Raw genomic sequence first — 14,597 nt, 5'->3', positions numbered from 1 at the left:
CCTGATTTGCAGAACGACATGGGAAACGAACCTCATGAAGGGGAAATGCTAGCGCCAAGCGCGTGAAAGGTGTGCTCGAACTTCGCCCCAATTTTTCACGCAACGCTTTCATCAAACGCCAAAATGTGCCTAGAATTTCGAAAATTTACAGAATTCCGGAAGGTTCTTTCATGACCCAGCCTGCCAGTCCCGCGAATGCCGCCCCGATAGACCGCATCGATCAAAAGATTCTGCGCCTGCTGCAAACTGACGGGCGGATGGGCAATGCCGATATCGCCAAACGGGTCAATGTCAGCCCGGCCACCTGCCACCGCCGGATGCAACGCCTGTTCGAGGAAGGATATATCACCTCCATCCGCGCCCAGATCGCCCCGGACAAGGTGGATCGCGCGGCACTGGTGATGGTTGGCGTGGTGCTGGACCGATCAACGCCCGACAGCTTCGCCGCGTTTGAAACCGCGTGCCGCAAGCTGCCCTTTATCCTTGATTGCCATCTGGTGGCGGGGGATTTCGATTACTTCCTGAAAATCCGGGTCCGCGACATGGCGGACTTCAATCACCTGCATGGTGACCAACTGATCGCGCTTCCCGGTGTCCGGCAAACGCGAACATTTTTCGTGATGAAAGAGGTCGTGGATAATGCGCCGTTGGCGTTTTAAGATTTAAAAAGGCGGCACCACAGGAATGCCGCCTTGATTGTATCTGCCATTCACCGATTGCTCGTGCGCTTAGCACCGAAGTCTGGATTCCCGCCTTCGCGGGAATGACGGTAGGTAACGGTTCCCGGTGTTTTAATCCGCGAACGGGAAGCGCATGGTGACGAATTCTTCCGCTGCTGACGGATGCACCGCGACGGTCTGGTCGAACTGGGCCTTGGTTGCGCCAAGGCGAACCGCGATGCCGATACCCTGGATGATTTCGGCGGCGTCGGGGCCGACCATGTGGGCACCAAGGACGACGTCGGTGGTTTTATCGACGACGAGTTTCATCATGGTCTTTTCGTCGCGGCCCGAAAGGGTATGGCGCATTGGCTTGAAGGTTGATTTGTAGATTTCAACCGGTCCGCCCTTTGCGCGTGCCTCTTCCTCGCTCAGACCGACCGTCCCAACCGGGGGCTGGCTGAAGACGGCGGTCGGGATCGCCTGATAGGACATCGACCACGGTTTGCCGCCAAAGACGGTATCGGCAAAGGCCATGCCCTCCTTGATCGCGACCGGGGTCAGTTGCACATGGTCGGTCACGTCACCGACCGCATAGACGTTCGGAACGCTGGTTTGCAGGCCCTTGTTGATTTTGACCGCACCGTTATCGTTCGTTTCGATCCCGACGGCTTCAAGCCCAAGGCCCTTGGTATTCGGTGCGCGACCGGTCGCGAACATTACGGCGTCGACTTCCATGTCACCCCCGCCTGTCAGGGTCAGTTTCAGGCTGCCATCGGACTGTTTTTCAATCGCGGTGACATTGGTGTTGAAGCGCAGATCAACTCCCTTTTTGACGATTTCCTCGGCCAGATGGCTGCGGATATCGTGATCAAAACCGCGCAGAATCTGATCGCCGCGATAAAGCTGTGTGACGCGTGATCCAAGCCCGGCAAAAATCCCGGCAAATTCAACCGCGATATAGCCACCGCCAACAACCACAATGCGTTTCGGCAGGTCTTCGAGGTGAAAGGCCTCGTTCGAGGAAATCGCATGTTCGATGCCCGGAATTTCGGGCAGGGTCGGATGACCGCCAACCGCGATCAGGATGCGTTCGGCAGTAACTTCCTCGCCCCCCACGACAACGGTATGGGCGTCCTTGAAGGTTGCGCGATGTTCGAACAGCTTGACGTTCGAACCGGCCAGAAGCTTGTGATAGATGCCATTCAGGCGGTCGATTTCCGCATCCTTGTTGGCGATCAGCTTTTTCCAGCTAAAGCTGGGTTCGCCCGGAAGGGTCCAGCCATAGGCGGCCGCGTCTTCGAAATCCTCGGCAAAATGTGCGCCGTAAACCAGAAGCTTTTTCGGGACACAGCCGCGAATGACACAGGTGCCGCCAACGCGGCTTTCCTCGGCAATCGCGACCTTTGCCCCATAGCCCGATGCAACGCGCGCGGCCCGCACGCCGCCCGATCCGGCACCGATAACAAACAGGTCAAAATCATAGTCCGACATGCGGAATTCCTTATTCTTGATCATTGCGTGATATGGGGCCAAATGTAGGGCGGAAATCACAAGAGTCGAGGCAAAAGCCGCCCCTTTGCGATGAAATTCGTGTTATCGCGTTAAAAAACGCCCCGGAATGCCGGTTCACCCAACCGAAGATAGCATTTGGTAATTTTCTCGCTATATGCTGGAAAGAGCCGGTGATTTGATGAACGGCCCCACAACACAGGAACAACGCCCATGAGTGACCGGATGACAGGTCAGGACGCATCGTTTGACAATGCCCCGCAATATGCAGATACGCGCGGCGGCAATACCGCTGTCGTCTGCTACGGCCTGATGATCGCGACCCTGTTTACCGCCTTTGCCACCGGGTTGATCGCGCTGATTGTTGCCTATGTCGCGCGCGAGGATGATGATCACTGGACCAACAGCCATTACACATTCGTCATCCGCACATTCTGGATCAGCATCCTTTATGCGATCATCTTGGGCTTTTTCACGCTGGTGATCGGATGGGTGCCGCTTCTGGGCTGGGCGATTGTCGGCCTGATGGCGCTTTATACCACCGCGTGGTTCATCGGGCGCAACGTGATTGGTCTTTTGCGCGCGCTTAACGGCAGCCCGATTGATAATCCGAAAAGCTGGTTCTTCGGATAAGATCACACTGATTTGGCGCAATCGGTTTTGCCCGATTGCGCCCGACTCCCCACCCCGTTAAAGTCGGGTTTGCGGACGCACACACGACACGGACAGGGAGTCGCATCGCCATGGGTTCGATGCAACCGGCCAAAATGCGCTGGGAAAATCTGCTTTCACCACACCGGCTTGATTTTCGGGATGGCAAGATCCGCCTGCCCGATGGCGATCCGCATCCAAGCCCGGATGGCAGAAGCCCGTTCCAGATCGATGTTGACCGGATCATTTTTTCATCCTCGTTCCGCCGTCTTCAGAACAAGACACAGGTTCATCCGCTTTCGGAAAATGACCATGTGCATACCCGCCTGACCCACACGATAGAGGTCGGATCGGTCGGGCAGTCGCTTGGCCTTATGGCGGGTGCGCATATCGTCAAGCACCTGCCCAAGGGAAGCCCGATCACCATTGCCGATATCGGTTACATGGTGCAGGCCGCGTGCCTGGCCCATGATATCGGCAACCCGCCATTCGGCCATTCGGGCGAGGATGCGATCAATGAATGGTTCACCACATCCCGCCTTGCCAAGGAAGAACTGACCGGGCGGCTGACCGGGCCGGAGCTTGAAGATTTGCGGCATTTCGAAGGGAATGCGCAAGGGCTCCGCATCATAAGCCAGCTTGAAATGAAGCGGTTTGACGGCGGGTTGAACCTGACTTACGGGACGCTCGGCAGCTTCATCAAATATCCGCGCAGCACATCGGTCCCCGATGCGCGCCGCCGCGAATATACCGGCCTTAAGAAACCCGGATATTATCAGGCAGAGCGCGACATCGCCCATGCGATTGCCAATGTCTGCGGGCTGTCGCCACTTGACGGATTTGACGGGGCGTGGCGACGCCATCCGCTGGTCTATCTGGTCGAGGCGGCTGATGACATCTGCTATTCGGTGGTCGATCTTGAAGATGGCTGGGAGCTTAACTGTGTGAGTTTCGAGCAGGTCGAACGCGCCTTGGCCCCGATTGCCCGCCACCCGGAAAAATACCAAGGCGACGCCGAAAAACGCTGGGCCGATCTGCGGGCCGAACCGTGGTATGCCGAGAAATCCGAAGATGACCGGATCGGCTTTTTGCGCGGCAAGGCGATTGGCAATCTGGTGAAGGCCGCCGTTGATGCCTTTATCGAGCATGAAGACGCGTTGCTTTCGGGTACGCTGGAAGGTGATCTACTGGCCAATACGCCGCTTGGCAAGGATGCCAAACATTGCAAGATGCTGGCGGTCGAACGGATTTATAACGCACCCCATGTCCTGCCGATTGAAATGGCCGGGTTCGAGGTGATCAACGGCCTGCTTGACAGCTTTGTCCGGGCGGCAATCGACATTGAAGAACATAAAACCCATGGCAAGCGCCTGCCACCGCAGGCCGACCGGATCGACAAGCTTCTGTCGGGCAAGCTTTCGGAAGCCGACGGGCTTTATCCCCGGATCATGCGGGTGATGGATTATATTTCCGGCATGACGGACCGTTATGCGGTGACGCTTTTCCGAAAGCTTCAGGGCATAACGATTTAACGGAACCCCCACCTAAGATATTGAGATAAATATCAAATTTATCGCAATACGCTTTTGATGGGAATTTTTTCCATCATTCTTGAAATTAGTTCTTGATTTGTTCTTTTGGTTATGCCATAAAGATAAAGTCAACAGGACAAATGGGTCCGGAGACAAAACCCGCAAAGCGTGATTCGCTTTTGCGGGTTTTTTGCGTTTCGGGCGGCAAAAACAGGAATGGGATGATGACAGGGCAGCGATCTGACGGGATGAAATGGTGGGGGCGGCATCGCCAAAGGGCCATCAATGGCGCATGGAAAAGTCATTACGGCGGCGGTGCGTCCGGGCCGTGAGGCCACGCGAGATTTACGAAAACTGTGGTTTATCATGACGGGAGAAATGTGCCCTTGGGGCAAGGGCGTTTGTTTGGGGCAGCGAGGGCCGGGCTGAGGTCAGCCCATCCGCCGCAACCAAACCGGTCGGTGAAGTTTGGCAATGCCGAGAATCAGCGAGCCCGAATTGCGTCTGCATCGGATCGGCGGGCTAAATTGGTTGGATTGGCCTGGCGATGGGCCGATGGCGCATTCGGACATGCCGAAAGGCCGGTCATCGGTGGCGGGACGTGGGCCTGTCATGAGACAACGCCGCGGCCCTTGGGGTGAGGTGCGCTTCCGGCGTCAACCGAAAGCGGGCGGCGCTTGTTCGGGGCAGCAGGTGCATGGGCGTGGTCTGCCCGGTTGGTGGCGGTTGTCGATGTCGAGGGGCAGCGGAGTTGGCTGGCGGGGGTGGCAAGGACACCAAACATTGCAAGAGGCTAGCGGTGCTGGCGGTCCGGATTTGTCACGCCCCGAATGTCCGACCGATTGAAATGGCCGGGTTCGAGGTGATCGATGGATAACCTGACAGTTTTGTCCGGACGGCAATCGACATTGCAGAACACAAAACCCATGGCTGGCACCTGCCGCCACCAGCCGACCGGATCGAAAAGCCACTATCGGGCAAGCTTTAGGAAGCCGACGGGCTTTATGCCCGGATCATGCGGGTGATGGATGATATTTCCGGCATGACGGACCGCGATGCGATGACGCGTTTTCGCATCAGGTTTCCAGCATCCAGTCAAACAGACGATGAACCGATGAAAACAGGCCGCCGCCAATATCAAGCTTGGCAAACAGGGGCGGGAAGTTTTCGGGATTGGCGATGCGGATTTCGGCAATCTGGGCGCGGTCGGTAGGCTCGAATGATCGCTGGAATTCTTCGGGGAGCTGTTCGGATACCGGCAAAAGGGCGGTCACGATCCCGGTCAGGTTTCTGGTGCCGTAATACATCGTCACCGGCTGCCCTGGTTCGATATCGTAAAGCGAGCCATTTTCAAAATAGGCCAGCACATAGGGCGTTCCGGCAGCAATCGTCATGATCAGATCGCCGGGGCGGATCACGCTGCTTTCGATTGCATTGACCTCGGTCACGATACCACCTGCCGGGGCGACAAGACGGCCCCCGTCATAGGCGGCTTCGATTTTCTGCATCAGAACGCGACGCTGATCGATTTGCTGATAGAGCGCGGCCAGTTCGGCACGCAGCGAAGTGATATCGGATGTGATCCGTTCAAGGTCCTCGCGCGCGGTGTATTCCCGCTCATATGCGGTATTCAATGCCGTTCCGGTAGAAACGCCGTTGGCAAGACCGGTTTCAAGACGGGTGCGGAAATCCGTTGCAGAGGCAAGGCGTTTTTTCGCAAGCGCAATCAGTTCACGCTGCCCGTTCAATTCACTGGTCAGGCGGGCACGGTCCGCCGAAAGGGTGGATAGTTCGAACTGAGACCGGGCGAGTTCCTCGTCATATTGTTTGGATGTCAGGAAGGCGACGACATCGCCTTCATTGACCGCCTCGCCCTGCCGGACCGAGATATCCTGTACGGTCCCGATATATTCGGACGCCACGACATAGGGACGTGCAACCACCAGCCCATTGCCGCGCAGGAAAAAGAACTGGCCAAAAAACACATCGAAGGCCCAAAGACCGATCAGCATCAGCAGGCCGATATAAATCCAGCGACCCAGATTGCGCTTTTTGGGCGTCGCGCGCGGTTCGCGGATCAGGCGGGTTGAAGGACGATGGTTTTTAAGTTTCATGGAGCCTCGTTCTTATTGATTTTCAATTATCGACGCGGGATCTGCGCGCGGCATGACGCACCCGGCGCGGGACATAATTGTCATCAAAGGACCGGCGGAAAATCAGTTCATCAAAACAGGCGACCAGCCGGACGAAACGCAGAAACAGCGAATTGAACACACCGTAACCGAGGACATAAGGCCAAAGCCCCGCCACCCGCGCATTGGGGGCGGCGATCCGGGCCATGGCAAAACCGGCAATGCCAAACAGTGAATAGGCCAGCAGATTGACGACCGCAATAATCCAGCCGAAGCTTCCGTAAACATCAAACAGCCAGATCAGATAGATCACGAAAGACAGCGACAGAAGGGCCTGAAAGAACAGGATATCGATGGTGCCAAGCGCATTGGACAGGCGGAACTGCGCATCGGTCGGGTCCAGAAACACCCGGAACCGCCGCCAGCGCATCCGCACCAGTGACCGGTCCCACCGCAGGCGTTGCCGGGCAAGCTGGGCAAATGTTTCGGGCACATCGGTCAGGCACCAGGCTTCGGGGGCAAATTGCACCTGCCACCCGGCACGGCGGATCTTGTTGGTCAGTTCTGCATCCTCGCCCGGGCCGACCGACCAGCCGCCGATCTGTTCAAGCGCCTGTCGACGGAACGCGCCAAACGCGCCCGAAACGATGAACAACACACCAAGCATGTCGGAAACCTGTCGGCCAAGTCCGATGGAAATCTGGTACTGGATCGCCTGCCAGCGGGTCGCAAGCGAGATATCGGGATTACGCACGCCAAGATTACCGGCAACCGCACCGATTTTGGGATCATTGAAACCGGCGATCAGCTTTTCAAAGGCATCGCAGTCATAGGTGGTATCGGCGTCCGCAATGATCACGATATCGCCACTGCATTCGGCAAGGCCAAGATTGGCGGCTGCCGATTTACCGCCGCGAACCTGAATGCTGCGGACCACATCAATCAGGCCGTCCTTTTGCAGGGCGGTCGCGACCGCAACACTGTCATCGGTCGAACCATCATCGACCACGACGATCTGATCGGGGGGCACGGTCTGTTCGCGCATCGACATGATGGCGCGCGGCAGGTTTTCTGCCTCGTTATGGCCGGGCAGCAGGACCGAAATGCGCGGTCGCACCAGCGGCGGCCCCGGTGATACCGACCGCCGACGAAAAATCGCAGCAATGCAGACTGCAATCCCGGCCAGAACAAAGCGCGGCAGTTCGAGCAGAAAGAAATGCCAGAACATGGCAAAGAATGCCGGGAAGCTTAAGGACAGGAGATAATTGATACCATCAACGAACATCACGTATCCCGCGCAAAATGTCGCGAACCGTCCGATCCGACCAGTCTTCGAACCGGCATTCGGGCTGATCGGTCATGTTTCTGCGAAGGCCGTCTTCGATCCGTCTGATGATGGCATCAAGCTGCCCGGCATCGGTTTCGGGGAAGACAAAGACGATCTGTTCGCCTTCTGCATACAGAAAATCGGAATCCCGCAGGATTTCACGCAGAAGCTTGATCAGGGTTGCGCGACTTGCGGCATTGACAAGGCGGGGCTGGTGATCGTCATCCTGCCCCTGATCAAAGCGCATGGCGCAAACGCCAAACGGGCGGCCATAACGCTGTGCGGTGCTAAGCCCGTTATCAAGGAGTGCGACAAAGGTTGCGTAATCCTTTGACGGCTCGAAACTGCCCAATGCGGTTTCAAGACCGGGTACGGGCAAACGCCCCGATATGACGGTTTCACGCCCGAGCGAGGTCAGGCTGTATTGGTACCAGTCATGCTGTGGCGCTTCGTCACTTGGCGTCAGGGTTTCGCAATCAAGGCATTCAAAATTGACTTCGGGTTCCTCGGTCACGGTCTGGCAGTTCTGGCACAGCTCGACCCGGCCGGGTTTATCGTAATCCACCCCGAAATGATTAAGCATCTGTTCGCAGGATGGACAGATCATCCGTCCGCCCGCTGTCAATTGGAAGGCATTTTGCGGCCCCTGATGACCGCAGGAAAAATGGTGGACAATATCCGTTTCCACCAGATTTGAAGACCGGCATTCCGGGCAATGTTCGGCAACATTCAGCCGGGCCGAACTGCATTTGCGGCACATATGGGTCTTGCGCCAGAAGGTGCGCTCCAGCATCCCCTGCCGATGGAGTTGCGATAACAGCGAGCGCGATGCGAGATCAGGCCGCAGCCGGGCATAGGTCACCGCATTGCGGCTGCCGGGATGCCAGGCGGGCACGGCGTCAATATCGCGTGTCACCAGATACGCCAGAAGGTTCAGCGCCCCGCGATCCTCGTCATTATGGGGGGCGGCAACATGCCCGATCCGGCGGTATTTTTCCTGTGCATCCCGGTATGCGAGTTGCAGGGCCTGCATTGAAATTTCGGGAAAGACGGCATCGGCAAAGGATGGCGGATTGGCCCCGAACCAGTAAACGGGGAAAAGATCGTGCCGGGCAGCCGCGCGCAGGGTGATCAGCGCATCACGGCTCAGATTTGCGTGTTCGTCACACAGAATGACGGAAAAGTTTTTTGGCGTTTCCACCCGGTACATGTTTTCAGGGAGGTCTTCGAACATGCCAATGGGCAGAACTTCAAGCTCGTTGGCCTGATCTGCTGTCATATGATGTGCCCTTTTGTCCCAAATCTCTATTTTCGCCTGCGTAAACTTCGTGTCGGTTCACGTCAGGCGACCGGATTTACATGTCCCTACGCATCAGGATCGCTTCTAGTTCACCCAAGCAAAAAGAACTTCCTTTTTATTTTTCAGGTAAATAAGGAACAAATTTGACGAATTCCAATCATTGGGCGGCATAAGTTCGCACCAAAACAAAACGGCCGCCCGTTTCGGGGCAGCCGTTTTTTGATGATCCGTTTGAACCGAACGGGATCAGATGATGTAGTGAATGCCGCATTCGGTCTTGTCCTGCCCGGCCCAGCGACCGGCACGGACATCGGATGAATTGGGATCAACCCGATCCGTGCACGGCATGCAGCCGATTGACAGGAAGCCTTCGGCCTCCAGCGGATGGCGCGGCAGGGCACGGTTTTCAAAGATATCTTCGATATCCTCGCGCCGGTAACCGGCCAGCGGATTGATCTTGATCCGGGTTCCGGCGGTTTCGATGACGGGCAGTTGCCCGCGTTCGCCACCGTGGAAGCGTTTGCGCCCGGTCAGCCACGCGTCATAGCCCTTGAGCGCGCGTTGCAATGGCTCCACCTTGCGCAGATAGCAGCATTTGGCGGTGTCAGAGGCAAACAGCATGCCGTTGGGATCATCGGCTGCCAGAAGCGTTTCATCCGGGCGCATGATCTGGATATTGGTCAGGCCCAGCTGATCAACGAGCTGTTCACGATAGCGATGGGTTTCGCCAAACAGCTTGCGGGTATCAAGGAAGATCACCGGCAGGTTCGGATCAACCTCGGACACGAGGGCGAGCAGTGCCGCGGCCTCTGTCCCGAAGGACGAGGTCATGGTGATTTTGCCATTGAATTCCTCGTGCACCATCGGTTCGATCAGGGAAATGCCCTGCAAGTGGCCGTATCGCGACAGCAGGTCGGCGGCGCGGACTTCGGCTTCCTCAACCGACATCGAACCGCCGGTGACAATGTCTTCTTCGCGCATGACTGTCATCACAACCATCCCCGACGGTCGATATAATCGTCCGTCATTTTCAGAAGCTGTTTCATATCCGCGCCATCGGCCTTCCATTTTTCACGCTGATCGGAAAGCTCGCGCAGGCGCTGATCCCATTTGGGTACCAGCCAGTTTTCAATCGCATGGCGGATACGGCCGGCCAGACGCGGGCTGTGCCCGTTGGTCGAAACCGTAATCATCAGATCACCGCGCGTTACCCGCGCCGGCGAGAAAAAATCACAGTATTCCTTGACGTCTTCGACATTGGCGATCGTGCCGACGGCCTTGGCGATGGCGGCCAGTTCGGCGGCCTTTTCGTGCGGCAAATCAACAATAAACATGATCGCGGCCGCGTTGACATCGGCCGAGTTCGGCAGATAGCGGTGCAGCCGGTCGCCGGCCTGGTCGACCAGTTCGGCAATCGGGTCTTCGGCATAAACGGTGACGTATTTCGCCCCATCACCGTCAAGCTGGCGCAAACGGTTCAGGGTTGCCTGACCGTTGCCCACCAGCGCGACCGACAGTCGCGCAAGGTCCAGATTGATGGGAAACATCGTCGATCCTCAAAAGAAAGTTTCTGTTGGTTGATTAAGACTATGGGTGTGTATATCGGATAATTCAATACATTTTTTATGTGTTTTATATTTATAGAACACTATTTATTGCGTTAATAAACCAATGATCCAGCCCCGATCCCGGACGTAGAAATCGGACGTAGAAACGTTGCGGTGAAGCTTTTCCTGCACTTTTTGAAATTTCACCCTATATTGGGCGCGAAATTAAGCGCTTCGCATGACAAAGAGATCCCGCCGATGTCCCCGATTGAGCAAACCAGCAGCGTATCATCCCCCGCCCCGGCCACCGGTTCCATCGCCCCCACCCCGCACAGGAATGTTGCGATGTGGCTGTTTTTTGTGGCGGCGATGGTGTTCATCATGGTGGTGATTGGCGGCCTGACGCGGCTGACCGAGTCCGGGCTTTCCATCGTGGAATGGCGGCCCTTTACCGGGATCATCCCGCCGATGAACGAGGCGGACTGGATGGCGCTTTATCAGCAATACAGCCAGTATCCGGAATTCCAGAAGATCAATGCCTGGATGTCGGTCGAGGATTTCAAATCGATCTTCTGGCTGGAATTCATTCACCGGCTTTGGGGCCGGTTGATTGGCGTTGTGTTCTTTGTGCCGTTTGTCTGGTTCCTTGCCAAAAAATCCATTGATGGCGCGACCAAATGGAAACTTTGGGGCCTGTTTATCCTTGGCGGGTTACAGGGAGCAATGGGCTGGTACATGGTCATGAGCGGCCTTGTCGACCGCCCCGATGTCAGCCAGTACCGCCTGACCGCGCATTTCGGTCTGGCGCTGGTGATTTTCATCGCGTTGATGTGGGTCGGGTTTAACCAGTATGCCCCGCGCGGCATTTCAACCCATGCCTCCAGACGCGGCTGGCAGCTTCTGGCGCTGATCGTGTTTACCGCCCTTTCGGGCGGCTTTGTTGCCGGGATCAATGCCGGACATACCTATAACACCTTCCCGTTGATGGACGGGCAACTGATCCCCGACGGGCTGTTTGTCTATAGCCCCGCATGGCTGGCCCCGTTTGAGGACCATATGACGGTGCAGTGGGATCACCGGTGGCTGGCGAAACTGACCTTTGTCATGGTGATCCTGTTCTGGTGGCGGGCCGGGAAATGGAACCTGACACCGCAGCAACGCCTTGCCACGCAGCTGGTGCTGGCCGCGGTTTGCCTTCAAGTGACACTGGGGATTTCAACACTGCTGAGTGTGGTGTGGTTGCCGCTGGGTGTGGCGCATCAGGCGGGCGCGGTGGTGCTTGTGGGCGCGATGACTTATGCTGTTTACAGGTTGTCGGGAGACCGGAGTGCTTGAAGGGGTTAATGGCAGAGCATGCACAGATCCAGAATCCGGCATCTCAAAAATAAATCTATCCCCTTTTCTTTCCCGTTTTTTGCATTAGGCCTGCACTCAGAAGTAAAGCTCGCGAAATGAATAAGCCGCACCAACGCTTGGGCGCAATAAGCAACGCACATGCAGGAAAAGAGTTCGAGCTGGCTGCTCAAGACTACTTCCTTAAACATGGGCGGAATTTTCCGTTGGAGATTTCGGTCACAAATCGAGCAGGCAAGAAACACAATTTCGACCTAGGCTCACATGAACATTCAATTATTGTTGAATGCAAGTCCCACACATGGACTGAAGGCGATAAAGTTCCCAGCGCTAAGATGACGACATGGAATCAAGAGATGTACTTTCTCCATCTCGCCCCCAAACAATACCGAAAGATATTGTTCGTTCTACGTAATGTGAGCACGAAACGAGAAATGTCATTGGCTGACTACTATGTGAAAACCTACATACATCTCATCCCAGAAGGTGTAGAGATTTGGGAATTCAATCTGGACACAGGCGAAACCAGAAACCCACTCGAACCGGCTCTGACCTTCCCTAACGTTAACGTTTAACGTTAGGGAGCTAAGTTACGTAACGTATACGTAGGAGCTTACCAACCAACTCATGCCGCCTAATGTAATGCTATGACCTGCGATATCGAAAATCCATGTCGCTTTCCGCCCAGTTGTTAGCAAAGTACTTTCCCAACGAGGTTCTGCTTTCGAGCAAAAGGGGACTGTCCCCTTTTTTTCACATCCCCTGAAATAAGTACAATCAGGGGCAGCCCATGCCCTCATTTTGGTATCGGCAACGATCTCGCACAGCCTTAGGCGCAACGGCTTGGTAGCCAAGAACCAGTTTCGCATAACTCTTTGCAGCACCCCCAAGCTTATGCGCTTTCAAAGGCATCTCGCACGATATTCTCCAGCATAGACACTTCCGTATCTGTCAAAGCTTCAAATTCCTTGCTTCGGCGGCGTTTGGGGAGTTCCCATTGATTCTGGCGCATAAACATAATGAAGTCCTCTGCGAGCCTATCGGGCATTTCTATTGCCTCCATAATGGCCCTCATGGCCTCATCATGTCGGCGGAGGTAATCAATTTCGCGCGGGAGGTCGTGCTCAACCGTGTGACGCACACAAGCATAAAGAAACTCGGCCTCATCGGTGCAATCATAATAGCGATATAAGTCAGCGGTATCGTTTAACACCTCGACATTACGCTCTGGTGTCGGCTTCCACTCAATGTAGCGCATCAACGGGCCTGAATGTCCTTGAAGCGTGGCCTTGTAAGCATCAATCCGATCAAGCATGACCGACGACACGGGGAACACCATGCCCGGAGGTGTGAACTTGCGCTCTGCCAGCACATGCTGGATCAAGCAGCGATGAAGACGCCCGTTACCATCTTCATGGGGGTGAACGTACACGAATCCGAAGGCCGTTGCCGCGGCTTGAAGAACGGCGTCAAGGCCCGCCTCACGCATACGCGTGTTTGCCTCGATCAGGCCTTCGGTCAAGTTTTCGAGATCGTCGGGACGCGCTCCTATAAATTCGGGAAGTGGCTCCCCATACCGGTCCCGCTCGCCCAAGAAAACCCCGTCCTGGCGAAGACCAACCTGAATGAATCGTTTATCTTCAATCAGAACACCGTGAAGACGAATGATTTCTCTCATATCAAGTGGGGTCTTGCCCGCTTGCTGAACCGCCTTGCCCCACCGTTCAAGACGACTTCTGGGCGGACGCTCTCCTTCGATCTCAAAGCTGGCACGACTGTCGGCCAAAAGCATAAAGCTCGCCGCGCGTGCGATGATATGCTTGCCTATTCGCCCCACGGTCTCATTTGCTTTATCGGCCAGCATCAATGTGCAGAAATCTTCTAAAGCTGGCGTACGACGAATGACAGGACAAAACCGTGCATTTCCAAGCAGGTTATCGCGCACTTTGTGACGCTTGGACGGTCTGGGCTGTGCCGTGAAATACGCCTTTGGGTCGAGAAGATCAACAAAGGCAACATTTGGCGCGTCCGGCACGTCTAATTGATTGCCAGTGAGTGTCTCATACAGAAGCCATGCGCGCCGCGACGGCACACCGGTGGGCGTAGACAACACAAAGGCTTCCATCTCACTCGGGTCGATGGCGTCAAACACCCGCTTGAGAACCAGTAAATCTATGGCTTCATGTTTAAGCGCAAAGGTGAGGTGATCCCCGAACGTCTCGCCTAGCAAGAACCGTTTATCGAAGACTTTCCAGCCTCCTTCAACCCTGGAGCCACCTCGTATGTGTTTTTCCGAGACACAGCATGCAACGCGCACAGGAGCCTGCACATCAAGTGCATAAACAAGCGCAGACAGGCCGACAAGCGTCGTTCCCTCGGGGACAAGCTCATCTTGAAATGCGGGAGGCGCCGCCGGAACGAACTGCATATGTCGTAAATCTTTCGCGAATGTCGTATTTCTTTCTATTTAATAGGATAATGTCGAAAAATATTCTTATCAAGCTTTGTCGTAAAACATTCGCAGATGTCGCATTATGCTAAAAAATAAGCTCATCCATCGTAATTCAATCGCAAGCGCAATAAA

The 14,597-nt window shown here is 55.6% G+C and carries 12 protein-coding genes; 5 read left to right on the top strand and 7 right to left on the bottom strand.

Annotation, left to right across the window (positions count from 1 at the left end; translation table 11 throughout):
* The first annotated feature begins 170 nt into the window (after window positions 1–170).
* On the top strand, window positions 171–659 hold the full coding sequence (locus tag TH5_RS13560) for an Lrp/AsnC family transcriptional regulator (protein WP_062952276.1): 489 nt from the start codon (window positions 171–173) through the stop codon (window positions 657–659).
* Between the two features lie 132 nt (window positions 660–791).
* On the opposite strand, the gene gor is transcribed toward TH5_RS13560, so the two are convergent.
* Window positions 792–2,153 carry a glutathione-disulfide reductase gene (gene gor / locus TH5_RS13555; RefSeq protein ID WP_114122345.1) on the bottom strand — a complete coding sequence of 454 codons (1,362 nt, stop codon included), beginning with the start codon at window positions 2,151–2,153 and terminating at the stop codon, window positions 792–794.
* Between the two features lie 231 nt (window positions 2,154–2,384).
* Here gor and TH5_RS13550 point away from each other — a divergent pair, with 231 nt between their 5' ends.
* Together TH5_RS13550 and TH5_RS13545 are read left to right on the top strand one after the other, a co-directional pair.
* A complete protein-coding gene (locus TH5_RS13550; RefSeq protein ID WP_007092551.1) occupies window positions 2,385–2,804 on the top strand; it encodes a DUF4870 family protein in 420 nt (139 codons plus the stop codon).
* A 110-nt stretch (window positions 2,805–2,914) separates the two neighbouring features.
* Window positions 2,915–4,354 (top strand): deoxyguanosinetriphosphate triphosphohydrolase, encoded by a 1,440-nt coding sequence (locus TH5_RS13545; protein WP_114122312.1) that lies wholly within the window; start codon window positions 2,915–2,917, stop codon window positions 4,352–4,354.
* A 1,076-nt stretch (window positions 4,355–5,430) separates the two neighbouring features.
* Here the strand turns inward: TH5_RS13545 and TH5_RS13535 are convergent.
* The 5 genes from TH5_RS13535 to TH5_RS13515 form a co-directional block, all read right to left on the bottom strand.
* Window positions 5,431–6,468: an HlyD family secretion protein gene (locus tag TH5_RS13535; RefSeq protein WP_114122311.1), complete on the bottom strand. Its 1,038-nt coding sequence runs from the start codon at window positions 6,466–6,468 to the stop codon at window positions 5,431–5,433.
* A 22-nt stretch (window positions 6,469–6,490) separates the two neighbouring features.
* Window positions 6,491–7,771, bottom strand: coding sequence for a glycosyltransferase family 2 protein (locus tag TH5_RS13530; RefSeq protein WP_114122310.1), 1,281 nt, complete (start codon window positions 7,769–7,771; stop codon window positions 6,491–6,493).
* Window positions 7,761–9,092: a TackOD1 domain-containing metal-binding protein gene (locus TH5_RS13525; protein WP_114122309.1), complete on the bottom strand. Its 1,332-nt coding sequence runs from the start codon at window positions 9,090–9,092 to the stop codon at window positions 7,761–7,763. Before TH5_RS13525 ends, TH5_RS13530 begins: the two co-directional genes overlap by 11 nt.
* Before the next feature lie 267 nt (window positions 9,093–9,359).
* Window positions 9,360–10,103, bottom strand: coding sequence for a phosphoadenylyl-sulfate reductase (locus TH5_RS13520; RefSeq protein WP_385968519.1), 744 nt, complete (start codon window positions 10,101–10,103; stop codon window positions 9,360–9,362).
* Window positions 10,103–10,660 carry a precorrin-2 dehydrogenase/sirohydrochlorin ferrochelatase family protein gene (locus TH5_RS13515; RefSeq protein ID WP_062951485.1) on the bottom strand — a complete coding sequence of 186 codons (558 nt, stop codon included), beginning with the start codon at window positions 10,658–10,660 and terminating at the stop codon, window positions 10,103–10,105. The genes TH5_RS13520 and TH5_RS13515 overlap by 1 nt, the downstream gene beginning before the upstream one ends.
* A gap of 258 nt (window positions 10,661–10,918) precedes the next feature.
* Between TH5_RS13515 and TH5_RS13510 the strand changes: the two genes are divergently transcribed.
* Both TH5_RS13510 and TH5_RS13505 read left to right on the top strand, forming a co-directional pair.
* The gene (locus TH5_RS13510; RefSeq protein ID WP_244204914.1) at window positions 10,919–11,995 is read left to right on the top strand and encodes a COX15/CtaA family protein; all 1,077 of its coding nucleotides are present in this window, start codon (window positions 10,919–10,921) and stop codon (window positions 11,993–11,995) included.
* A 116-nt stretch (window positions 11,996–12,111) separates the two neighbouring features.
* Entirely contained in the window at window positions 12,112–12,588 is a 477-nt protein-coding gene (locus TH5_RS13505) for a hypothetical protein (protein WP_114122307.1), read from the top strand.
* 317 nt (window positions 12,589–12,905) lie between these two features.
* On the opposite strand, the gene TH5_RS13500 is transcribed toward TH5_RS13505, so the two are convergent.
* On the bottom strand, window positions 12,906–14,441 hold the full coding sequence (locus tag TH5_RS13500; RefSeq protein WP_114122306.1) for a Fic family protein: 1,536 nt from the start codon (window positions 14,439–14,441) through the stop codon (window positions 12,906–12,908).
* Between the last annotated feature and the right edge of the window lie 156 nt (window positions 14,442–14,597).

The organism is Thalassospira xianhensis MCCC 1A02616 (genome assembly GCF_003326475.1).
Taxonomy (GTDB): domain Bacteria; phylum Pseudomonadota; class Alphaproteobacteria; order Rhodospirillales; family Thalassospiraceae; genus Thalassospira; species Thalassospira xianhensis.
This window is presented reverse-complemented; position numbering and strand designations above follow the sequence as displayed.